This window comes from Clostridioides sp. LIBA-6622 (assembly GCF_056716095.1).
The window spans coordinates 3,639,783-3,662,869 of sequence record NZ_CP196998.1 but is presented as its reverse complement, the minus strand read 5'-3'; the positions used below and the strand labels follow the sequence as shown (position 1 = coordinate 3,662,869).

Genomic DNA, 23,087 nt, shown 5'->3' with positions numbered 1-23,087 from the left:
ATAATATGGCTAATTTAAAAGTTAATTTATATGGAATGGAATTCTTAAACCCAGTTATGACAGCAGCAGGTCCTGGAGCAAAAGATGGTGCTCTCTGTCAGGAAGCAGCAAAAGGTGGAGCAGGAGCTATATGTACAAAAACTATATCTGTATTACCAGCAGATGTACCAAGACCATGTATGGCAAAGACTAATAGTGGTTTCTTAAACACAGAATTATGGTCAGAGCTTCCAAAAGAACAATGGATAGAAGAAGAATACAAAAAAGTAAAAGAAACAGGTCTTCCAGTAATAGTAAGTATGGGGTATTCAGCAGAGCAAATAGCTGAGGTTGCTCCTTTAGTGAAACCTTATGCTGATGCAGTTGAATTATCTACTCATTATGTAGGTACAGATGTTGCTCCAATAGTAAATGCTTTAAAAGCAGCAAAAGCTGTTTTAGACGTACCAGTATTTATGAAAATGAGTCCTCATACTGATATTCAAACTATTGCAAAAGCTGTTGAAGAAGCAGGAGCAGATGGACTTGTAATGATAAACTCATTTGGACCATGTATGGCTATAGATGTAAATACAGGATACCCTATAATGGGAAGTAAAGCTGGATATGGATGGCTATCAGGTGCACCAATAAGACCTTTAGCAATAAGATGTATATATGAAGCTTCTCAAGTTGTAAATATACCAATAATAGGTGTTGGTGGAATCACTTGTGGAAAAGATGTAGCTGAAATGATGATGGCTGGAGCAAGTGCTGTTCAAGTATGTACAGAAGCAATTCTTAAAGGACCTTCTATCTATGGAAAAATTGCTAAAGAATTAAATGAATTTTTAGATGAAAACGGATATGATGATGTTAATGAAATAAAAGGATTAACTCATAAAAAGATGGCAGCTAGAGGATTTAGAACTCATTCAGTAGCTCCAGTTGTAGATGATAATAAGTGTATTAAATGTAAGCAATGTGTAACAAGTTGTGTATATGAAGCATTAGAAGTTACAGATAAATTAAATATAGATGCAGACAAGTGTTTTGGATGTGGACTATGTGTAACTAGATGTCCAAAAGGAGCTTTAAGTATCTGCTACAATCAAGTAGAAGCTGTAAACGAATAATATTGTATAGAAATTTAATAATTAACTTAGAGTAATATATACTGAAGAGATAAATATATGAGATTAATAGACGAGCTATAGTAATAATCTAATATAAAGCAATATACAAAACTATTCTAGTTCAGTTTAGGATGTATAAGAGTTCTAGTAAAATTACTTTAAGTTAATTTCTTGAGATAAAATAAATTGATACATTATAAGTAAGGTGGAGTCTATATGGGAATTGTTTTAAAAGGTGGGAAAGTAGTAACAAGTGAAAAAACTTACTGTGCAGATGTAAGAATAGAAGATGAAAAAATAGTCGATATAGGTTTTGATATATCAAAAGAAAATGATGAAATAGTCGATGTTAGTGATTCTTATGTTATACCAGGAGGTATAGATACACACACTCACTTTGACTTAGATACAGGGGTCACTAAAACAGCAGATAACTTTGAGACAGGAACAAAAGCTGCTGTAGTTGGAGGAACTACTACTATATTGGATTTTGCGACACAAGCTAAGGGATGTTCTTTAAGAGAAGGATTAGAAGAATGGCATGAAAAAGCCAAAGATAAGTCCTATTCAGATTATGGTTTTCACATGGCTATAACAGACTGGAATGACTCAGTTTGTAATGAAATGGAAGATATGGTGAAAGAAGGAGTATCTTCGTTTAAATTGTATATGGCATATAAGGGAAGTCTTCAAGTTGATGATGGTGTCATATTTGAAGCCTTGAGAAAAGCAGAAGAGATAGGTGGAATTATTGGATTCCATTGTGAAAATGGGGATATAATATGTGAACTTGTGGATAAAGCAAGGGCAGAAAATAATTTGTCTCCAAAATATCATCAATTAACTAGACCAGCTATACTTGAGGCAGAAGCTACTTCAAGGCTTATGAAGATAGCTGAAGTTGCAAATTCTAAGGTGTATGTAGTTCATCTAAGTTGCAAAGAATCCTTGGATGAAGTTTTAAAAGCTAAGCAAAGAGGTGTGGATGTAATAGTTGAAACTTGTCCTCAGTACCTTCTATTAAATGATAAATTGTATGATTTAGATGGGTTTGAAAGTGCTAAATATGTTATGTCACCACCTTTAAGAAATAAAGAAAATAATGAAATATTATGGAATGCTATTTCAGATAATCAAATAGATACTATAGGAACAGACCATTGTTCTTTTAATTATAGGGGACAAAAAGAGTTTGGAATAAACGATTTCAGCAAAATACCAAATGGTTCTCCAGGTGTAGAACACAGAATGAGTCTTTTATACACATATGGAGTATGTAAAAACAAAATATCTATTAACAAAATGGTAGAAGTAACATCAACTAATGCAGCAAAGTTATTTGGAATGTATCCTAATAAAGGAACTATAGAAATAGGTAGTGATGCAGATATACTAGTCTTAAATCCAAACAAAAAATTTAAAATAGAAGCAAAGAAACAATTGCAAAATGTAGATTATACACCTTATGAAGGGTATGAAGTGGATTGTCAAATAGAACATGTTTATTTAAGAGGAAAAGAAGTAGTTAGAGAGGGAGAGTTAATCTGTAATACTCCAAGTGGGAGATATATAAAGAGGCGTCTAACAAAGGGGGCTAGAGAATGGTAGAATTTATATTAAATGGAAAGAAAGTTGTTGCAAAAGAAGGCAAAAAACTTTTAGACTTCCTTAGAGAAGATATGAATATAACTTCAGTTAAAAATGGATGTTCAGAAGGTGCTTGTGGAACATGTATGGTTATAATAGATGGTAAAGCAACTAAAGCATGTGTATTTAAAACTGATAAATTAGCTGGAAAAAACATAACAACTATAGAGGGATTATCAGAAAGAGAAAGAGATGTTTTTGCATATTCTTTTGCTAGCCAAGGAGCTGTACAATGTGGATTTTGCATTCCAGGTATGGTAATTAGTTCAAAAGCACTCATAGACGTTAATAATAATCCTACTGAAGATGATATAAAGAAAGCTTTAAAAGGTAATATATGTAGATGTACAGGGTATGTAAAAATAATTAAAGCTGTCGATTTAGCAGCAAAGATTTTTAGAGAAGATATAGATGTACCAAAGGTAAATTGTAAAGGTCTAGTAGGTGAAAATCTTCCTAGAGTTGATGCAGTAGGTAAAGCACTTGGATACTCTGAATATGTAGATGATATGAGAATTGAGGGTATGATTTATGGTTCAGCAGTTAGAGCAAAATATCCTAGAGCTTTAGTTAAAAAAATAGATATAGAAGAAGCAAAAGCATATCCAGGAGTTGTTGCAGTGTTAACAGCTAAAGACATTCCAGGAACTATAAAAGTAGGTCACTTAAAGAAGGATTGGGACACCTTAATACCAGAAGGTGAAATAACTAGATATTTAGGTGATGGAATAGTCCTAGTAGCATCAGAAACTAGAGAAGCATTAGAAGAAGCAAAAAAGCTAGTTAAGATAGATTACGAAGAATTAACACCATTAAGTACTACAGCAGATGCTCTTAGAGAAGATGCTCCAAAGATACATGAGACAGGTAATGTACTTGTTAAGGAACATTTAGTAAGAGGAAACGCTGAAGAAAAGATAGAAAATTCAAAATATGTTGTAACTAAAAGATATACTACACCTGCTACAGAACACGCATTTTTAGAGCCTGAATGTGCAGTAGCTGGTCCTTATGAAGAAGATGGAGTAATAATCTATTCAACAGACCAAGGTGTATTTGCTACTCAACATGAATGTGCAGATATGTTAGGATTACCACATGAGAAAGTAAGAGTGATAAATAAAATGGTAGGTGGAGGATTTGGTGGAAAAGAAGATATGAGCGTTCAACACCATGCAGCCCTACTTGCTTATCATACGAAAAGATTTGTAAAGGTACAGTTAACAAGAAAAGAGAGTATTATTGTCCATCCAAAACGACATGCCACAGAAATGGAATTTACGACAGCATGTGATGAAAATGGATATTTAACAGGTATGAAAGCAACTATAATATCTGATACAGGTGCATATGCATCTCTTGGAGGTCCAGTACTACAAAGATTGTGCACTCATGCAGCAGGTCCATATAATTATCAAGACATTGATATAACAGGAACAGCAGTATACACTAACAATCCTCCTGGTGGAGCATTTAGAGGTTTTGGAGTTACACAGAGTTGTTTTGCAACAGAATGTAACCTAAATTTACTTGCTGAGATGGCAGGCATATCACCTTGGGAAATAAGATATAAAAATGCAATAAGACCTGGTCAAGTTTTACCAAATGGTCAATTTGCAGATGAAGGAACAGCAATGGCAGAAACACTAGAAGCTGTGAAAGAAGAGTATGAAAAGCATCCACGTGCAGGTATAGCTTGTGCAATGAAGAATAGTGGCGTTGGAGTTGGTATACCTGATGTTGGAAGATGCAGATTAGTAATAAAAGATGGAAGAGTTCATATAAGAACAAGTGCTTCTTGTATAGGTCAAGGTCTTGGTACTGTTATGACTCAAGTAGTTTGTGAGGCTACTGGTTTACCACCTGAAAGTATAGTGCATGAAGTTCCAGATACTCATCTTACACCAGATTCTGGTAATACTACAGCTTCAAGACAGACAGTATTTACAGGAGAAGCTACTAAAGTTGCATCAAATAAATTAAAAGAAGTTTTAGGAGCTGGTAAAACTTTACATGAGCTAGAGGGAGAAGAGCTTTACGGCGAATATGCAAGTGATACAGACAAAATGGGTTGTGACAAAGAAAATCCAGTAAGCCATGTTGCTTATGGATACGCAACACAAGTTGTAATGTTGGATGAAAATGGAAAATTGGAAAAAGTAGTAGCAGCGCATGATGTTGGAAGAGCTATAAATCCAATCAGTTTAGAAGGGCAAATAGAAGGTGGAGTAGTTATGGGTCTTGGATATGCTCTAACTGAGGATTACCCAGTAGTAAATTCTGTGCCTACAGCTAAATTTGGTACATTAGGTTTATTTAAATCTACAGATATACCAGAAATACAAGCTGTAATAGTTGAAAAGAACAAAGATTTACTGGCTTATGGAGCAAAAGGCGTAGGAGAAATTTGTACAGTTCCTACTGCACCAGCAGTACAAAATGCCTATTATGTATTTGATAAAGAGTTTAGAACTGAACTACCACTACAAAATACTCCATATAGCAAAAAAAAGTAACAAAAAAAAGAAATATTAAATAAAAAAATAGATGAAATTGTAAATAAAAAAAACCCTTTTGCATAAGGTATATTTTAAATGATAGAATATACATATACAGGAGGGTTTTTCTTTTATAAAATAAGTTTAATAAAATTGAGAGGTGAGCAGAATGAATTTTAATAATAGTCTAGAATTAACTCAGTCTCAGAAGCTAATAATGACTACACAACTCAAGCAATCATTATCAATATTAAATATGAGTAAGTTAGAATTAGAAGAAGAGATTAAAAGAGAAGCAGAGAATAACCCATTAGTTGAAGTTGAAAAAAGTGGGGAAATAAATTGGGAAGAATATATAAAGGACATGGATAAGTCAAGACGTTTAGACAGAACAGATATAAGTTATAATCCCGATAATGAAGTTAATCTAGAAAATTTAGTTAAATATTCGTCAAATTTATATGAGGATTTAAAATTTCAGATAAGTTTATATAAACTGACAGATAAAGAATTGGAAGTCTGTGAGTATATAATTGACAGTTTAGATGAAGATGGATATTTAAGAACTGAGGAAAAAGTAATTGTTGATACTTTAAAGATAGATGAGGAACTTTTTGAAAAATGTTTGATTAGTGTTCAGCAGTTGGAACCTAGTGGGGTAGGAGCAAGAAGTCTTTCAGAATGTCTGATGATTCAAATGGCAAGTTTAGGAATATATAATGAAATTTTAGAGGAAATCGTTACAAAAGACTTAAATTTGATTGCAAATAATAAATACAAAGAGATAAGTAAAAAATACAATATGTCACTACAAAAGTGTGTTGAACTAATAAATATAATTAAAACATTAGACCCAAAACCAGGAAGAACTTGCTCAGTAGAAAAAAGTGTGTACATTCAACCAGACGTAACTGTAGAAAAAATTGATGATGAATTTATTGTATATTTAAATGAGAAAGATTCTTATCAGATAAGAATCAATAGTTATTATAAAGATATATTAAAAAATTCACAGTCTGATGAAAGTGCAAAGGAATTTATAAAAGAAAGACTAAATTCAGCAACAGGGCTTATGAAAAATATAGAGAGTAGGAAAACTACCGTACTTAAGATTGCAGAAGAAATAGTAAAAGCTCAAGAAGAATTTTTGAGAAAGGGTACAAAATATATAAAACCTTTAAAGATGAAAGACATAGCAGAAAAATTAGAATTTCATGAATCTACTATAAGTAGAGGTGTAAATGGTAAATATATGCTAACACCTTTTGGTGTATATGAATTTAGATATTTCTTTAGTAGTGCCATTGAGACTGAGAATAATGAAATGGCATCTAGTACAAGCATAAAAAAAATTATAAAGGAAACAATAAAAGACGAAAATAAAAAGAAACCTTTGAGTGATGACCATATATCTAAGCTATTAAAAGAAAAAGGAATCAATGTTGCAAGAAGAACAGTTGCCAAATATCGTGAAGAATTAGGAATTTTATCTTCAAGTAAGAGAAAAGAATACTAATAAGTAAAAGACAAATATCTGTATAACAAGGGGAAAAGGCTAATTAAAAGGGGAATGAAAATTAGGCTAAAAATGTTATGAAATAAAATGCTAAAAAATAGAAAACATAATTATATAAAAGTTTGGAAAGAATGATTAGATATTAGAAGAAGAATGCTAGTATAAATAAAATATTATTATTAAATTTAATAATTACAAAAGGAAAAACACATAGAGTATAAATAATATAAAAATATATATAAAAAACATTATATAAAAATAAAAAATACTGTAATTTGAAAATGGTGGAGAAATGTTCTACAAAACAAAAAAATAAAAAAGTTTTTGAAAAACTATTGAAATCTATACGCAAATCCTATAAAATAAAAATATCTTGTGGGACTTAAATAAACACTAGGGACAAAAAAAGTCCCGAAAGGAAAGTAATAAGGAGTATGTTATGAAGAACTTATTAGAAATTCAAAAGAAATTAATTCCACAGGCAATTGAACTTATGGAAAGAAGATACTCTATTTTAAGACAAATATCTTTAAGCGAACCAATAGGTAGAAGAACCTTATCAAATATATTAGAAATTAGTGAAAGAATAATTAGGTCAGAGACAGAGTTTTTAAAAGAACAAGGGCTTATAGATGTGGCTGTATCTGGAATGACCATCACTAAAGAAGGTTCGGATTTGTTAGACAAACTTAAAGACATCATGAGTGACATAATGGGATTGTCTAAGTTACAAGATAGAGTTAGAGAAAAGCTTGGAATAAAAAAGGTAATACTAGTTCCTGGAAGCTGTGATGAAAATGGAAGTTTACTAAAAGATGTAACTCGATATGGATGTGAGTATTTCTTAAACATTTTAAAAGATGGAGACATTGTTTCAATAACTGGTGGAAGCACTATGTTGGAGTTTTCAAACGTTATTAAAACTGATAAGAGATACCCAAACTCTACAATAGTACCAGCTAGAGGAAGTATGGGAACTGATGTAGAGATGCAATCTAATAATATAGTTGCTTCAGTAAGTAAGAAGTTACATTCTAATTGCAAACTTTTACATATACCAGATGAGTTGGACGAAAGTGCAATGAAAACTCTTAGCCAAGTGCCAGAGATTAAGACAACTTTAGAGTATATTAAAAGAACCAACATTTTAGTTTTTAGTATAGGTAGAGCAGATGTCATGGCAAAGAGAAGAAAACTTCCAGAGGATAAGGTCGATGAGATATTATCTAAAAATGCGGTTGGAGAAGCGTTTGGATATTATTTTAACAAAGATGGAGAAATAGTTTATAAATTGAACACTGTTGGAATTGATTTAGAGACAGTTAAACAAGTAAAAGAAACTATTGCAATCTTTGCAGGTACTGAAAAAGTAGAAGCCTTATTAGCCATATCAAATATGCATAAAAACATGGTTCTTGTAACAGATGAAGAAAGTGCTTATAAGATATTGTCATTATTATAAAAGTCAAGACCTAGCATAGAGCTAGAAAACATACATTTACTTTATAGGAGGTAGCGAAAATGGTTAAAGTAGCTATAAATGGATTTGGAAGAATAGGAAGATTAGCATTAAGAAAAATGATGGAGCAACAAGATATGTTCGAAGTTGTTGCGATAAACGACTTAACAGACGCTAAAATGTTAGCTCATTTATTTAAATATGATACAGCTCAAGGAAGATTTAATGGAGAGATAGAAGTTAAAGAAGGTGCTTTTGTAGTAAACGGAAAAGAAATAAAAGTAACAGCAGAAAGAAATCCTGCTGACCTACCATGGGCTGAACTAGGAGTAGATATAGTATTAGAATGTACAGGATTCTTTACATCTAAAGATAAAGCTGAAGCTCATATACAAGCAGGAGCTAAAAAAGTTGTTATATCTGCACCAGCTACTGGAGATTTAAAAACAATAGTATTCAATACAAACAGTGACATATTAGACGGTTCTGAAACAGTTATATCAGGAGCTTCTTGTACAACTAACTGTTTAGCTCCAATGGCTAAAGTGTTAAACGACAAATACGGTATAGAAAAAGGATTAATGACTACTATACATGCATACACTAATGATCAAAATACTTTAGATGGTCCTCATCCAAAAGGTGATTTAAGAAGAGCTAGAGCTGCTGCTGGAAATATAGTTCCAAACACTACAGGAGCTGCAAAAGCAATCGGTCTAGTAATACCTTCATTAAAAGGAAAATTAGATGGTGCAGCACAAAGAGTACCAGTTGTAACTGGTTCAATAACTGAATTAATTTGTACATTAGGAAAAAATGTTACAGTTGAAGAAATAAATGCAGCTATGAAAGAAGCTTCAAACGAATCTTTCGGATACACTGAAGAAATGTTAGTATCTTCTGACATAATCGGAATAAGCTACGGTTCATTATTTGACGCTACTCAAACAAAAGTTATGGAAGTAGATGGAAAGCAATTAGTTAAAGTTGTTTCTTGGTATGATAATGAAATGTCTTATACTTCTCAATTAATAAGAACTTTAGGATACTTTGCACAATTAGCAAAATAGTCAGCTTTGAGAAAATAGAAAAGTAGATTGACAAAGTCCGAGTTTGTAGTTTAATACTACGGACTCAGGACTTTTTTTAAGAAAAAATATATAAAATACACCTAAATAATGTTACATACTATATATAAAAATATGATAATATGATATATTTAATAGGGTAAAAGTATGTACTATATTATACTTGGCAATAAAAAATTACTTTATTAAAAGGAGAGATATTTATGTCAATGCTTAACAAAAAAACTATAGAAGATATTGATGTGTGCGGAAAAAAAGTATTAGTGAGATGTGACTTTAATGTGCCATTACAAGATGGTGTAATTACTGATGAAAATAGATTGAACGGAGCTTTACCAACGATTCAATATTTGATTTCTAAAGGAGCAAAAGTTATATTATGCTCTCATTTAGGAAAACCAAAGGGAGAAGCAAAACCAGAATTATCTTTAGCACCAGTTGCAAAGAGATTATCTGAAATGTTAGGTAAAGAAGTGGTATTTGCAGCGGACGATAATGTTGTAGGAGAAAATGCCAAAAAAGCTACTGAGAATATGGAAAACGGAGATGTAGTATTATTAGAGAATACTAGATATAGAAAAGAAGAAACTAAAAACGAAGAAAACTACTCTAAAGAATTGGCTTCACTTGCTGAAATATTTGTAAATGATGCGTTTGGAACTGCTCATAGAGCACATTGTTCAACAGTTGGAGCGGGAGAATTTTTACAAGAGAGAGTTTGCGGATACTTAATTCAAAAAGAATTAAAATTCTTAGGAGAAGCTGTTGCAAATCCAGTAAGACCATTTACTGCTATACTTGGAGGAGCTAAAGTTTCTGATAAATTAGCTGTTATAAACGAATTATTAGAAAAAGTCGACAACCTAATAATAGGTGGAGGAATGGCTTACACATTCTTAAAAGCTCAAGGTTATGAAGTAGGAACATCTCTACTTGAAATAGATAAGGTAGAATATGCAAAAGAAATGATGGAGAAAGCTAGAAATAAAGGTGTTAATTTACTATTACCAGTAGATGTTGTTATGGCAGACCATTTTGCACCAGATGCAACTCCAATAGTAACAGAAGATGCTAATGTAAAAGAAGATTATATGGGATTAGATATGGGACCTAAGACTATAGCAAACTTCGTAAAAACTATAAAAGAATCAAAAACTGTAGTATGGAATGGACCAATGGGAGTGTTTGAATTTGAGAACTTTGCAAATGGAACATTATCAGTAGCTAAGGCTATGGCAGAGTTAACTGATGCAACTACTGTAATTGGTGGTGGAGATAGTGCAGCAGCAGTTAATCAATTAGGATTTGGTGATAAAATGACTCACGTATCAACAGGTGGAGGAGCATCACTAGAATTCTTAGAAGGTAAAGAATTACCAGGTATTGCAGCATTAGATAATAAATAAACTAATATATAGAGGAGATTGTAAAATGAGAAAACCTATAATTGCAGGAAACTGGAAAATGCATAAAACAATAAAAGAAGCTTTAGAATTTGTAAATGAAATTAAAGATAAAGTGAATTCTGATAAAGTAGAGGCTGTTATATGTGCGCCATTTACTTTATTAAAGGATTTAAAAGAAGCTACTAAGGGTACAAATATAAAGATAGGTGCTCAAAATATGCACTTTGAAGAAAAGGGAGCATTTACAGGAGAAGTTTCACCTCTTATGTTAAAAGAAATAGATATGGACTATGTTGTAATAGGACATTCAGAAAGAAGACAATACTTCAATGAAACTGATGAAACTGTAAATAAAAAAGTTTTAAAAGCTTTAGAAGTAGAAATAGACCCAATACTATGTGTTGGAGAAACTTTAGAGCAAAGAGAAGCTGGAAAAACTAAAGATGTTTGTAAAGTTCAAGTTGAAAAAGCTTTAGAAAATGTTCTTAAAGATGATTTAGCAAAAGTAGTTGTTGCATATGAGCCAATTTGGGCTATTGGAACTGGTAAAACTGCAACTGCTGAAGATGCTAATGATGTTATATCATATATAAGAGAAGTTATAAAAGGATTATATGGAGAATTAGCTAATGAAGTTAGAATACAATACGGTGGAAGTGTTAAACCTTCAAATGTAGCTGAAATAATGGGTCAAAGTGATATAGATGGAGCTTTAGTAGGTGGAGCTAGTTTAGCTAGTAATGACTACCTAGACCTTGTTAATTTCTAAGGAGTGAAATGATGAAAAAACCAGTTGCTTTAATTATTATGGACGGGTTTGGATATAATAAGGATGTTAATGGAAATGCAATTGCTAAGTCCAAAACTCCTAACTTAGATAAAATAATGAAAGAGTATCCAAACACATTGATAAATGCCAGTGGTCTTGATGTTGGTTTACCTGATGGTCAAATGGGAAATTCAGAAGTTGGTCATACTAATATAGGTGCAGGTAGAATTGTATATCAAGATTTAACTAGAATAACAAAATCTATAAAAGATGGTGACTTTTTTAATAATGAAGTTTTATGTGAAGCTATGGATAATGCAAAAGAGAATTCTCTTCATGTAATGGGACTTTTGTCTGATGGAGGAGTACATTCACATATAGACCATCTTAAAGCTATAATCAAAATGGCAAAAGATAAAGGTATAAAAAAGGTGTATGTTCATGCATTTACTGATGGTAGAGATACTGACCCTCAGAGTGCACTTGAATATGCCAAAGAAGTACAAGCTAGTATGGATGAAATTGGAGTAGGAGAATTTGCTACAGTTTCTGGTAGATATTATGCTATGGATAGAGATAAGAGATGGGAAAGAGTAGAACTTGCATACAATGCTATGGTTAGAGGTATTGGTGAAAAAGCAACTTCTATTGAGGAAGCTATTCAGAACTCTTATGACAATGGAAAAAATGATGAGTTTATAATGCCAACAGTTATTATGAAAGATGATAAGGCAGTTGGAAGTATAAAGGAAAATGATTCAATTATATTCTTTAACTTTAGACCAGATAGAGCTAGACAAATAACTAGAGCTCTGGTTTGTGAAGAGTTTGATGGCTTTAAAAGAGAAGATATTAAAAACTTCTTTGTATGCTTAACAGAGTATGATATAACTATAAAAAACGTGCATATAGCATTTGGACCTCAATCTTTAACTAATACTCTAGGTGAGTATCTAGCTAATAATGGAAAGACTCAACTTAGAGCTGCTGAAACTGAAAAATATGCACATGTAACTTTCTTCTTCAATGGTGGAGTAGAAGAACCAAATAAAGGTGAAGAAAGATTATTGATACCTTCTCCAAAGGTTGCAACTTATGATTTACAACCAGAAATGTCAGCAGATGAGTTGACAGATAAAGCTTTGGAGAAATTAGGAGAAGATAAGTTTGACTTTATAGTGTTAAACTTTGCAAATCCTGATATGGTAGGTCACACAGGAAGTGTAGAAGCGGCTATAATAGCTGTTGAGACTGTGGACACTTGTGTAGGAAAATTAATAGATAAAATAGTAGAATTAGGTGGAAGTGCAATAATAACTGCTGACCACGGAAATGCTGAATATATGTTAGACCCAGAAACAGGAAAGACTGTAACAGCTCATTCTATTAATCCAGTGCCATTTATTGTAGTTGGTCAAGAATTTGAAAGTGCAAAATTATTGGATGGAGGAAGATTATCTGATATAGCACCAACTGTTTTAGATATGATGAAGTTAGAAAAACCAGAAGAAATGACTGGTCATTCACTTATTTCAAAATAATAAATAATAATAATTAATATATATTATAAAAGCAAAAATTTTAGAATCATTAGTTGTACATTTTATGTTTAATATTTTAAATCTATTACTAATATTAGTGTATTGAAGATTGTTTTTGAATTTCGGACAAGTTTTTTAACTTATATAAATTAAAAAATAAAATTAAAATAGAAACTTTTACAAATTTACCCATCAAATAAATTTGTATCTAATTTTCAAAAAGGGCTTTATGTACTATAATATAAAAAGTAGATTAAAATAGTAGACGGATGTTTACAGTAAATGAAAATTTAACTAATAGAAAATCGAAGGGAGATATACAAATGTCAGTTATTGAATTAGTATATGCTAGAGAAGTATTAGACTCAAGAGGAAATCCAACTGTAGAAGTTGAAGTAGTATTAGAAGATGGAGCAATGGGAAGAGCAATAGTACCATCAGGAGCATCTACAGGAGCTTTTGAAGCTGTTGAATTAAGAGATGGAGATAAAGATAGATACTTAGGAAAAGGTGTAGAAATAGCTGTTGCTAACGTAAATGAAATAATAGCACCAGAAATAGAAGGAATGGATGCATTTGACCAACCAGCGATAGATGCAATCATGATAGAATTAGATGGAACTCCAAACAAAGGTAAATTAGGAGCTAATGCTATCTTAGGTGTTTCAATGGCAGTAGCTAGAGCAGCTGCTGATGAAATAGGTCTTCCATTATTCCAATATTTAGGTGGAGTAAATGCTAAACAATTACCTGTTCCAATGATGAACATATTAAACGGTGGAGAGCATGCTGATAATAATGTTGATGTTCAAGAATTCATGATATTACCAGTAGGTGCTTGTTGCTTTAAAGAAGGTTTAAGAATGGGTGCAGAAGTATTCCATTCATTAAAGAAAGTTTTAGGCGAAAAAGGATTAGCTTGTGGTGTTGGTGACGAAGGTGGATTTGCTCCAAACTTAGGTTCAAACAGAGAAGCTTTAGAATTAATAGTTGAAGCTATAGCAAAAGCTGGATATAAGCCAGGTGAAGATGTTATGTTAGGACTTGACGTTGCTGCTACAGAAATGTACAACAAAGATACTAAAAAATATGTTTTAGCAGGAGAAGGAAAAGAGTTAACTGCTGCTGAAATGGTTGCTTTATATGAAGATTGGTCAAACAACTTCCCAATAATAACTATAGAAGATGGTTTAGACGAAGAAGATTGGGATGGATGGAAGTTATTAACTGAAAAATTAGGAAACAAATTACAATTAGTTGGTGACGACTTATTTGTTACTAATACAGAGAGATTAGAAAAAGGAATTGAAAATGGAGTAGCTAACTCTATATTAGTTAAAGTTAACCAAATAGGTACAATAACTGAGACTTTAGATGCTATAGAAATGGCTAAGAGAGCAGGATATACTGCTGTTATATCTCATAGATCAGGAGAAACTGAAGATTCTACTATAGCAGATTTAGCTGTTGCAGTAAATGCTGGTCAAATAAAAACTGGTGCTCCATCAAGAACTGATAGAGTTGCTAAGTACAACCAATTATTAAGAATAGAAGAAATGGTTGGAGAGCAAGCTAGATACTGTGGATTAAAATCTTTCTATAATTTAAAAAAATAGTTATTAAAGATTAAAAATATAATATAAAAGATTAAACTTTATCTTATAAAGGATAAGTGATAGTTGATTTTTCAATTCACTTATCCTTTTTTTATATTTCATTTCTCACTTTTATTCACAGCTTTAGAAAAAATATGAATAAAAGTTTCTATTTCATCTTTATCTAATTGATGTAAGAGATTTTTAAATACAATTATTTCTACATCTCTATGTTCTTTTTGAGCTTTTAAACCCAATTCAGTTAAAACTAAGTTATACCCCCTTTTATCTTTAACACAGGGATTTTTTTTAATAAATTTTTTTAATTCAAGACGTTTTACAGCACTTGTTAATGTACTTTTTGGCAATTCTAAAATTTCACTAATTTCTTTCATCATACTGTTTGGATACTGTTCAACTATTTCTAAAATGCTTAATTCTACTAAAGAAATACCATAAATAGTAGGATATTTACCACTACACATTTCTGTTTTCATCTGCATACTAACAATATGCCACAGGTTGCTTAGCTCTTTTACAGGATTCATTGACTTTTACCTCCATATATGATACGATTATCGTACTAATATAGTACGATAATCGTATTAATTTGTCAATAGGATGGTGTTTTTATGAATTTAGAGATTATACGAGCTACAAGTGAAAATGCTACAGAAATGGGTCTTATACATTCTTGTTCATGGAGAAAAGCATATAAAGGAATTATTCCAGATAATATAATAGATGAATTCACTTCTGAAAAAAGAGCAGAAGTTTTTCAAAATGTTATTCCAAAAGCTGAAGAGGAATATTATCTTTTTAAAGTGGATGGTATGCCTGCTGGCTTTGCTTCATTAAATAGAAGTCATGAGGATAATGCTCCAAAATGTGTTGGAGAAGTATATTCTATATATTTCCATCCAGATTTTTGGGGAACATCTGTGACAAAAAAGGGATTACAATTTTGTGTTGATAGATTAAGTAATTTAGGATATTCATATATAACGATATGGGTTCTAAAAGACAATACTAGAGCTATAAATTCCTATAAAAAAAGTGGTTTTACTTGTGATGATTTTGAGAAAGAGATATATATTGGAAAAAAATTATTAGAAGTACGTTATTCAAAAAAGATATAGTAATTGCGTATTATTTTTGTAGATGATTTATAACATAATGGTCTTGAAATGGCTATGTTATTGTGATACACTAAAGAGTAATGAAATTTAAGTAATAAATAGATAGGAGGGGCAATAATGAGCAACATTTTAATGGGTGTGCAAGTAGTACTAGGGATTTTACTAGTAATTAGCATAATGCCTCAAGATTCAAAGAATGCTTTGCCTTCAGAGTTTGGTGGAGAAGGAAGTCAAGCTTACTTTAAACCAAAAGGGAAACAAGCATTTCTTGCTAGAGTTACAAAGATAACAGCAGTATTATTTTTTATAAATGCATTGGCATTACTTATAGTTAAGAAGTAATGATATTGTTGAATAACTGGCCATTATTTAATTAGTGCATTTGGAAAATATTTAAAAATTAAATTTAGTTTTTAATGAAAGTACGTAAAGTAAAAAAATAAGAACAGGACTAATAATTTTATATTGTTAGTCCTGTTTTTATTTTAAAGATTAAGTTAGGTATTTTAATTATTTACATTTATGCGTATCTTTATCAAACCAGAAAATTAGTTTATTACAATTTGGACAAGTACTTTCAGTGATTTGTTTTTCAATCCATTTGGGAACACTATTTTCTTTCATATACTGTAGATTATTAATAACATTTTTATGATGGTAAATTCCGTTAACAATATGTTTGTTTTTAAAATCATGTAATCTATCACAAGGGAATTTATCACATTCATAACATCGTGTAACATTATTTAATTCTGCACAATCTCTAAATCCGTGGTCACAAATTGAACATTCAACGTTGACATTATCTGAGAGACAACCATGACAGTTTTTAGGGTATTCAGGACAAGTGCCACAAAATAAGCCACAAATAGCAGCAGTATTTTCATAAGGTTTCATAAAATCATCTCCATTAAGTTTTATAGTATAGCTAATATTTTGTAAATATAAATAACACTTTCATAATATTTTATAAAATAATCTTCATTAAGGCTTATATCGTAAATATGATGTAGAAGTAAAAGCATACAACTATAAAATATCATATAAGCAAATTTGAACATTTAATAAGTAAATCCAAATATTTAGATAGGATTAGTTTAAATAAGATTATTCTGTTTTAAAATAAATATTATTAAAAATACTGTAATTATAGAGAATGCAGAGGTAAACACTACAATTTGACCAGCTAGTTCACTATCAGAATCCATCTGTTGTGCCATTGTAAATGAAGAAACTGCAGTTGGAGCAGATAACATTATCATAAGCGAAGCTAATTCTACATTTCTAAATCCAAGAAGAATACTAATTGGCAAGAATATAGTAGGTACAAGTATAAGTCTTCCACATACCCCAAATACAATAGGTCTTGTATGTCCCTTTATAGAAGAAAAACTAAAAGAGCCTCCGAGGATTATAAGAGATAAAGGTGTTGCAATTTTGGATATATCTCCAATTGTCTTATGTAAAAATGTAGGAATATTGATATCTAAAATTAACATGATAAGGCCTATTGCAGAAGCTATTATAAGTGGATTTGTTATAATACCTTTAATCATATGTTTTATATTTACTTTACCACCTCTAAAAATTTCAAGTATTATAACAGACAATACGTTAAACATAGGTACAATGACTGCAATTAATAAAGATGTGACTCCAATGCTCTTATCTCCAAATAGTGAAATTGTTACAGGTATACCAAATATAACGAAATTGCTACGGAATATACCTTGTATTAATGCACCTCTTGATTTATTATCTTTTTCAATTTTAGGGATAATAAAAACTAGGATTAAGAAGGTTGAAAAAATGATTATAACAGCCACAACCATAAGTCTAAAATTAAGAGAGCCATTTAAATCTGTGTTATATATGTTAAAAAATAATAATAATGGCAAGAAAGATTTGAAACAAATATTATTCATTTTATTTAAGGTATGTTCATCAAATAAACCTAATTTTTTTAGAACATATCCAAGTGACATTGTGAGAAACAAAGGAAGAACAACATTTACTGATAGAATTAAATTTTCCAAAGTCTATTCCCCATAACTCGATAATTCAATTAAATTTCCATCAGGGTCTCTTAAATAAATGGATTTCATTTTACCTAAGACTCCTGTACGTTCTACAATTCCTTGTTCAACTTGAATATCATTTTGTTCTAAGTATTTTTTTGTCTCATCAATATTCTCATTTATTTCAAAACATAAATCAGCACTACCTGTTTGTATATTTTTGCTATGTGGTGAAAGTTCATGACCTTTTATATGGACATTTATCTTGAAATCTCCAGCATAAAGTTCATATCTTTTATTCATTTCCTTAAATGTAAAACCAAGTTTGGTGTAAAATCTGATACAATTTTCTATATTATTAGTAGTAATTACTACATGGTCTATTTTCTTTATCATAACAACTCCTTAAAATTTTATAAATTGATAAACTTAACATAAATTTGTTTCATTGTATAAACTAATACAATTTATATTGATTGTCTAATTTTATATTGATTATTGAATTTCATGTAGAGTGTTGAATTTTATGCAAATTGTAGAATTTAATGTAATCTGTTAATTAAAATATAAAAAATATTCTAATAACAATTAAGCTAATCATTAATCAAATGTAGGCATTTAATTAATGATTAGCTATAGTAATCTAATTAATTAGAATAACTTCCTTTTAATGTAACTGTCTCTAAAACATGTCCATCAATAGCTTTGAAAAACTCATTCATATAGAATCCTTTTTCAAGGTCAAGAATAGTATCAAGTGCAAATACATGTATCTCATAAACATGAGGTCTGTCTGGAGGTGCCATACCACCATATACACTGGCTTCTAATCTATCAAGACCTCCTAGTTTACCATGCCAGCTAGTAGTTCCTTGAACAAAATCAGTAGCTGTTATACTTTCATTTTCTTTTAACTCATCTCTTGTTATATTTATAGCTAACCAATGTATCCACGCGAATCCACATACAGGGACAGAGTCTTTGTCTTCTAAAAATATAGCAAAGGATACTGTATTCTTTGGAGCATCTTCAAACTTTAGAGGTAATGAGTATGTAGGCATACCACCTTCATTGAATTGAGTTCCTCTTTTTCCATATTTATCTTCTATAACACCATTTACTATACCAGTACTAGTTACTTTCATAATAATTTACCTCCTAAATATATAATAAATTAATAGAATATTTCTATAATTTAATTATATACTAATTGAAAATAATGGTAAATTACTTACTTTTTTGTGTGTATCTATTTATTTCAAAATACCCTTTTCCTTAAGGACATCTTCCATCCCATTATCAAGCATAAAGTTAATTCCTATATCTTGCATTATAGCTAAAGCATCTAACATCTGTTTTCCTCTAATAGGTGTAAGTGAATATTCAACCTTAAGTGGGTAACCATCATATGTCTTTTTATCTACAAGACCAAACTCGATTAATTCTTTAAGTTGTTCAAGCAACATTTTTTGATTAATACCATTAATCTCTTTCTCAAGTTTTGATAAGGAAGTAGGTCCCATACGTAATCTCCATAATATAATAGATTTCCATTTGCCTTTTATCATATCATGTGTTAACTCTAAGGGGCAAGTATATTCATCACGAAGTTTCAAATAAGGTCACCTCCAATTTATTTTGCTAATATACGCTTTGAAGCAAGCTTATATACAAACTCAACTTTTTTATTTGAGATATCCCATGAATCTAATTCTTTTTTTATTAAATCGGGATATTTTTTACTTATATCTTTAAGAGCATTACCAACCGATTTTCTTAAGTATTCACTATCATTATCTTTCAAACTAGAAAGTATAGATATAGCGGCATCAGGATTAGATTTAAAATAATCTCGATTGGTCCAAATCCTAAGCCCTTCTGTGACAGCTCTTTTTATATTTGGACTGTCAGAATAAATCCATTCTTTTATCACAGGAAGCGCTTTTTCATATCCTACTTGGCTACAATAATAATCAAATGATTTAGCTAGTATTTCTTGTACTCTCCAGTTTTCATCTTTACTCACATTATCTTTTAAAAATAACAAAGCTTCAGAAATAGTTATTGATATAAAGCCAAGTATAAACACTGCCAATTCTCTTACTTGATAGTATTCTGATCTATATAAGTAGATTGACAGATAATAACATTTTTTTGATTCATTATTCTTTACAATCTTTTTAGCTATAGTTTCAATTTCTTTAAAGCCATTTTCTATAGTAATAATTTTTGCAATTACTTCTTCCAATTTTATCTCCTCCAATAAGTAGATTAGTTTAAATTTCATGTATTTATTTGTAAAAAAAAGTTTGTTTAGTTTAGATAAAATAAAGACTTGTCAAAAAACGTTTGCAAGTCTTTAGTACTAGCATAAATAAAAAATAATAAAAAATCAACCTAATTTAACATATAAATTTACTTTTATTAAGAGTTTTATATTATGAAGTTGTGTTTAAAAAATTAATTGAGTTATATAAATTTTACATGATTTGAGTATACTAATAGAATAAATTATTATATAGTAATACTTATATGAGATGAATATTTTACCAATCTTATATGATAGTGTATAATTAGGTGATAAAGTAGATGATAAATAGTAATTTAAACAATCATAATGACATTTATACAGATAATTTATTTTTAAAGAATCATCATAATAGTGTTTTAAGTTATTACTTTACAATTTATAATAATACTAAAATATAAATAAGTAATTTAGCTTGTAGGAATAATAAAAAGTATAAAAAGTCATATGTAATTAATAAAAAAGTTTTGTTCTAAAGAATATAAAGGGTAATGTAATATAAACAATAAATAATATAATGAAAGATTAAAATAGGAGGGAAAAATGATACCAGGACTTAAAGAGAGTTTGCTAGGATTAATAAATGAAAGTGCATATAATCCTCTAAAAAAAGAAGAATTAGCAGAAATTTTTGATATACATTCATCAGAAATGCCAATGTTTTATAATTTTTTAAATGAATTAGAAGAAGATGGTTATATAAGTTTTACTAAGAAAGGAAAAATAATATCTCCAAATCAAATGGGATATTTTGTTGGAAAATTTATAGCACATAAAAAAGGATTTGGGTTTGTGGAGTCTGATGCTGAGTATACACAAGATTTATTTATCTCAAGTGACAATATAAATGGAGCTATGCATAACGATAGAGTTATGGCAGAAATAGTTGTGCCTGCGACTGAAGAAAAGAGAGCTGAAGGAAGAATAGTAAAAGTTATAAAGAGAGAGATAACTAGAATAGTGGGTACTTTTCAATCAAGCAAAACCTTTGGATTTGTGACACCAGATAACAAGAAATTTACTAAAGATATATATATACCTAAAAAACATTTTAGTGGAGCAGTAGATAATGATAAAGTAGTATGTGAAATTACAGTATGGCCACAAGAGGATAGAAAACCAGAAGGAAAAATTATAGAGATACTAGGTCAAAAAGGTGAAAGAGGCGTAGAAATAGATTCTATAATAAGAGAACATGGTTTGCCAGAAGAGTTTCCAAAGAAAGTGTTGCAAGAAGCTGAGGCTGTAGCTGTTGAAATTCCTCAAGAAGAGCTAAAAAGAAGAAGAGATTTAAGAGATTTAAACATATTTACTATAGATGGAGATGACGCAAAAGATTTAGATGATGCTATATCAATAGAAATACTACCTAATAAAAACTTTAAATTAGGGGTTCATATAGCTGATGTTACACACTATGTAAGAGAAAAAAATAAACTTGATAAAGAAGCTTTAAAAAGAGCTACATCAGTTTATTTAGTAGATAAAGTAATACCAATGTTGCCAAAGACTCTTTCAAATGGGGTATGTAGTTTAAATCCATTTGAAGATAAGTTAACTCTTTCTATATTTATGGAAATAGACCATAAAGGAAATGTAGTTAAACATGAGATATGTGAATCTATAATAAATTCAAAAGCTAGAATGACCTATACAGAAGTATCTGACATATTAGAGAAAGATGATGAAAAACTTAAACAGACTTTTGAACATGTTGCAGATGACTTTAAGAATGCTGAGGTTTTAGCTAGAATTCTTATGTCAAGAAGGGAAAAAAGAGGGGCTATAGATTTCAATTTCCCAGAAGCAAAGATAATTCTAAATGGAAAAGGTGAAGTTGCAGATATAAAGCCATATGAAAGAAGAATATCTAATAAAATAATAGAAGAATTTATGCTTATAAGTAATGAAACAATTGCAGAACATTTTTATTGGATGGGGATACCATTTGTGTATAGAATACATGAGACACCATCTTTGGAAAAAATGGAAGAATTAAGTAAGTTTATATCTACATTTGGATATGTAATAAAAGGTGATAAAGAAGAAGTACATCCAAAAGCATTACAAGGCATAATAGAGAAGATAAAGGGCAAAAAAGAGGAAGGTGCTATTAGTACTATAATGCTTCGTTCTTTAAAACAAGCCAAGTATTCACCAGAATGTAGTGGACATTTTGGATTAGCTGCTAAATTCTACTGCCACTTTACTTCACCGATAAGAAGATATCCTGACCTTCAAATTCATAGAATAATAAAAGAATCTTTAAATAATAAGATAAGTGGAAAGAGACAAGAACAGCTTACTACTATAGTGGATTATGCATCTGTTCAATCATCTGAAAAAGAAAGAAAAGCAGAATTGGCTGAAAGGGATGTACATGATTTCTATAAGGCTCTTTATATGAAGGATAAAGTTGGTCAAGAGTTTGAAGGTGTTGTGTCTAGTGTAACTTCATTTGGAATATTTGTTGAGCTAGATAATACTATAGAAGGATTGATAAGACTTGCAAATATGAATGATGATTATTATATTTATGGTGAGAGTTCTTATAGTGTTGTAGGAGAAAGAACTAAGAAGTCATATAAGATAGGTGATTTAGTTAAGATAAAAGTTGAGGGTGTAAATGTAGACTTTAAAGAAATTGATTTTGAAATAGTTGAAAAAATAGAGGAATAAGTAAAACATCTAAAATAGATATGAGAAGTTGTGTATTTATGGTATAACTAAATTTATAATACTTAATTCTCAATGAAAATTAGTAGTTAGAAAATATTTAATGAAAATAGATAATATGAAAGTATTTAATGAAAATAGGTAATATAAAAATACTTAGTTAAAAACAGATATTTAGAAAATAAATTTTTAATATAAAATAAGTGTATCATTTAAAACTTGAGATGCACTTATTTTTTTGTTCTACATAAATTTTTGTTTTATTTAATTTATAACAATATATTACTTTATATAAATTTAGTGTTAAAATAA

At 30.2% G+C, this 23,087-nt stretch carries 20 protein-coding genes; 13 read left to right on the top strand and 7 right to left on the bottom strand.

Annotation, left to right across the window (positions count from 1 at the left end; all coding sequences use genetic code 11):
* Window positions 1-5 precede the first annotated feature (5 nt).
* From ACTG47_RS17130 to eno, 10 genes are all read left to right on the top strand, one after another.
* A complete protein-coding gene (locus ACTG47_RS17130) occupies window positions 6-1,115 on the top strand; it encodes a 4Fe-4S binding protein (RefSeq protein ID WP_479925453.1) in 1,110 nt (369 codons plus the stop codon).
* 216 nt (window positions 1,116-1,331) lie between these two features.
* Complete coding sequence (gene hydA / locus ACTG47_RS17125) at window positions 1,332-2,723, top strand: dihydropyrimidinase (protein WP_479925452.1); 1,392 nt, start codon at window positions 1,332-1,334, stop codon at window positions 2,721-2,723.
* The gene (gene xdh / locus ACTG47_RS17120) at window positions 2,717-5,278 is read left to right on the top strand and encodes a selenium-dependent xanthine dehydrogenase (RefSeq protein ID WP_479925451.1); all 2,562 of its coding nucleotides are present in this window, start codon (window positions 2,717-2,719) and stop codon (window positions 5,276-5,278) included. The genes hydA and xdh overlap by 7 nt, the downstream gene beginning before the upstream one ends.
* Before the next feature lie 151 nt (window positions 5,279-5,429).
* A complete protein-coding gene (gene rpoN / locus ACTG47_RS17115) occupies window positions 5,430-6,776 on the top strand; it encodes an RNA polymerase factor sigma-54 (protein ID WP_479925450.1) in 1,347 nt (448 codons plus the stop codon).
* A 439-nt stretch (window positions 6,777-7,215) separates the two neighbouring features.
* The gene (locus ACTG47_RS17110; protein ID WP_479925449.1) at window positions 7,216-8,238 is read left to right on the top strand and encodes a sugar-binding transcriptional regulator; all 1,023 of its coding nucleotides are present in this window, start codon (window positions 7,216-7,218) and stop codon (window positions 8,236-8,238) included.
* A 59-nt stretch (window positions 8,239-8,297) separates the two neighbouring features.
* Entirely contained in the window at window positions 8,298-9,305 is a 1,008-nt protein-coding gene (gap, locus tag ACTG47_RS17105) for a type I glyceraldehyde-3-phosphate dehydrogenase (RefSeq protein ID WP_169470036.1), read from the top strand.
* Between the two features lie 221 nt (window positions 9,306-9,526).
* Complete coding sequence (locus ACTG47_RS17100; RefSeq protein WP_479925448.1) at window positions 9,527-10,729, top strand: phosphoglycerate kinase; 1,203 nt, start codon at window positions 9,527-9,529, stop codon at window positions 10,727-10,729.
* 25 nt (window positions 10,730-10,754) lie between these two features.
* Entirely contained in the window at window positions 10,755-11,498 is a 744-nt protein-coding gene (tpiA, locus tag ACTG47_RS17095) for a triose-phosphate isomerase (RefSeq protein ID WP_479925447.1), read from the top strand.
* Window positions 11,499-11,509: 11 nt separating this feature from the next.
* Window positions 11,510-13,039, top strand: coding sequence for a 2,3-bisphosphoglycerate-independent phosphoglycerate mutase (gene gpmI, locus ACTG47_RS17090; protein WP_479925446.1), 1,530 nt, complete (start codon window positions 11,510-11,512; stop codon window positions 13,037-13,039).
* A gap of 323 nt (window positions 13,040-13,362) precedes the next feature.
* Window positions 13,363-14,655, top strand: coding sequence for a phosphopyruvate hydratase (eno, locus tag ACTG47_RS17085; RefSeq protein ID WP_169470038.1), 1,293 nt, complete (start codon window positions 13,363-13,365; stop codon window positions 14,653-14,655).
* Window positions 14,656-14,753: 98 nt separating this feature from the next.
* On the opposite strand, the gene ACTG47_RS17080 is transcribed toward eno, so the two are convergent.
* The gene (locus ACTG47_RS17080) at window positions 14,754-15,182 is read right to left on the bottom strand and encodes a MarR family winged helix-turn-helix transcriptional regulator (RefSeq protein ID WP_479925445.1); all 429 of its coding nucleotides are present in this window, start codon (window positions 15,180-15,182) and stop codon (window positions 14,754-14,756) included.
* Between the two features lie 84 nt (window positions 15,183-15,266).
* On the opposite strand from ACTG47_RS17080, the gene ACTG47_RS17075 reads away from it, so the two are divergent.
* On the top strand, window positions 15,267-15,773 hold the full coding sequence (locus ACTG47_RS17075; protein ID WP_479925444.1) for a GNAT family N-acetyltransferase: 507 nt from the start codon (window positions 15,267-15,269) through the stop codon (window positions 15,771-15,773).
* 117 nt (window positions 15,774-15,890) lie between these two features.
* On the top strand, window positions 15,891-16,115 hold the full coding sequence (gene secG, locus ACTG47_RS17070) for a preprotein translocase subunit SecG (protein WP_003421948.1): 225 nt from the start codon (window positions 15,891-15,893) through the stop codon (window positions 16,113-16,115).
* A gap of 168 nt (window positions 16,116-16,283) precedes the next feature.
* Here the strand turns inward: secG and ACTG47_RS17065 are convergent, their stop codons facing one another.
* The 6 genes from ACTG47_RS17065 to ACTG47_RS17040 form a co-directional block, all read right to left on the bottom strand.
* Window positions 16,284-16,670, bottom strand: coding sequence for a DUF3795 domain-containing protein (locus ACTG47_RS17065; protein ID WP_479925443.1), 387 nt, complete (start codon window positions 16,668-16,670; stop codon window positions 16,284-16,286).
* 200 nt (window positions 16,671-16,870) lie between these two features.
* Window positions 16,871-17,809 (bottom strand): AEC family transporter, encoded by a 939-nt coding sequence (locus tag ACTG47_RS17060; RefSeq protein ID WP_479925442.1) that lies wholly within the window; start codon window positions 17,807-17,809, stop codon window positions 16,871-16,873.
* Window positions 17,810-17,812: 3 nt separating this feature from the next.
* Window positions 17,813-18,187 (bottom strand): VOC family protein, encoded by a 375-nt coding sequence (locus ACTG47_RS17055; protein WP_479925441.1) that lies wholly within the window; start codon window positions 18,185-18,187, stop codon window positions 17,813-17,815.
* A gap of 251 nt (window positions 18,188-18,438) precedes the next feature.
* Window positions 18,439-18,936 (bottom strand): YbhB/YbcL family Raf kinase inhibitor-like protein, encoded by a 498-nt coding sequence (locus ACTG47_RS17050; RefSeq protein WP_169470043.1) that lies wholly within the window; start codon window positions 18,934-18,936, stop codon window positions 18,439-18,441.
* Window positions 18,937-19,044: 108 nt separating this feature from the next.
* The gene (locus tag ACTG47_RS17045) at window positions 19,045-19,407 is read right to left on the bottom strand and encodes a winged helix-turn-helix transcriptional regulator (RefSeq protein ID WP_479925440.1); all 363 of its coding nucleotides are present in this window, start codon (window positions 19,405-19,407) and stop codon (window positions 19,045-19,047) included.
* A gap of 17 nt (window positions 19,408-19,424) precedes the next feature.
* Window positions 19,425-20,039, bottom strand: coding sequence for a DNA alkylation repair protein (locus tag ACTG47_RS17040; protein ID WP_479925439.1), 615 nt, complete (start codon window positions 20,037-20,039; stop codon window positions 19,425-19,427).
* Between the two features lie 603 nt (window positions 20,040-20,642).
* Here ACTG47_RS17040 and rnr point away from each other — a divergent pair.
* Window positions 20,643-22,778 carry a ribonuclease R gene (gene rnr / locus ACTG47_RS17035; protein ID WP_479925438.1) on the top strand — a complete coding sequence of 712 codons (2,136 nt, stop codon included), beginning with the start codon at window positions 20,643-20,645 and terminating at the stop codon, window positions 22,776-22,778.
* The last annotated feature ends 309 nt before the right edge of the window (window positions 22,779-23,087 follow it).

Coding starts and splice junctions, on each gene's coding strand:
- ACTG47_RS17080 (WP_479925445.1), bottom strand. CDS start 15,182: ATGAATCCTGTAAAAGAGCTAAGCAACCTGTGGCATATTGTTAGTATG.
- ACTG47_RS17055 (WP_479925441.1), bottom strand. CDS start 18,187: ATGATAAAGAAAATAGACCATGTAGTAATTACTACTAATAATATAGAA.
- tpiA (WP_479925447.1), top strand. CDS start 10,755: ATGAGAAAACCTATAATTGCAGGAAACTGGAAAATGCATAAAACAATA.
- gpmI (WP_479925446.1), top strand. CDS start 11,510: ATGAAAAAACCAGTTGCTTTAATTATTATGGACGGGTTTGGATATAAT.
- hydA (WP_479925452.1), top strand. CDS start 1,332: ATGGGAATTGTTTTAAAAGGTGGGAAAGTAGTAACAAGTGAAAAAACT.
- ACTG47_RS17110 (WP_479925449.1), top strand. CDS start 7,216: ATGAAGAACTTATTAGAAATTCAAAAGAAATTAATTCCACAGGCAATT.
- gap (WP_169470036.1), top strand. CDS start 8,298: ATGGTTAAAGTAGCTATAAATGGATTTGGAAGAATAGGAAGATTAGCA.
- eno (WP_169470038.1), top strand. CDS start 13,363: ATGTCAGTTATTGAATTAGTATATGCTAGAGAAGTATTAGACTCAAGA.
- ACTG47_RS17100 (WP_479925448.1), top strand. CDS start 9,527: ATGTCAATGCTTAACAAAAAAACTATAGAAGATATTGATGTGTGCGGA.
- ACTG47_RS17065 (WP_479925443.1), bottom strand. CDS start 16,670: ATGAAACCTTATGAAAATACTGCTGCTATTTGTGGCTTATTTTGTGGC.
- ACTG47_RS17050 (WP_169470043.1), bottom strand. CDS start 18,936: ATGAAAGTAACTAGTACTGGTATAGTAAATGGTGTTATAGAAGATAAA.
- xdh (WP_479925451.1), top strand. CDS start 2,717: ATGGTAGAATTTATATTAAATGGAAAGAAAGTTGTTGCAAAAGAAGGC.
- rpoN (WP_479925450.1), top strand. CDS start 5,430: ATGAATTTTAATAATAGTCTAGAATTAACTCAGTCTCAGAAGCTAATA.
- ACTG47_RS17075 (WP_479925444.1), top strand. CDS start 15,267: ATGAATTTAGAGATTATACGAGCTACAAGTGAAAATGCTACAGAAATG.
- secG (WP_003421948.1), top strand. CDS start 15,891: ATGAGCAACATTTTAATGGGTGTGCAAGTAGTACTAGGGATTTTACTA.
- rnr (WP_479925438.1), top strand. CDS start 20,643: ATGATACCAGGACTTAAAGAGAGTTTGCTAGGATTAATAAATGAAAGT.
- ACTG47_RS17130 (WP_479925453.1), top strand. CDS start 6: ATGGCTAATTTAAAAGTTAATTTATATGGAATGGAATTCTTAAACCCA.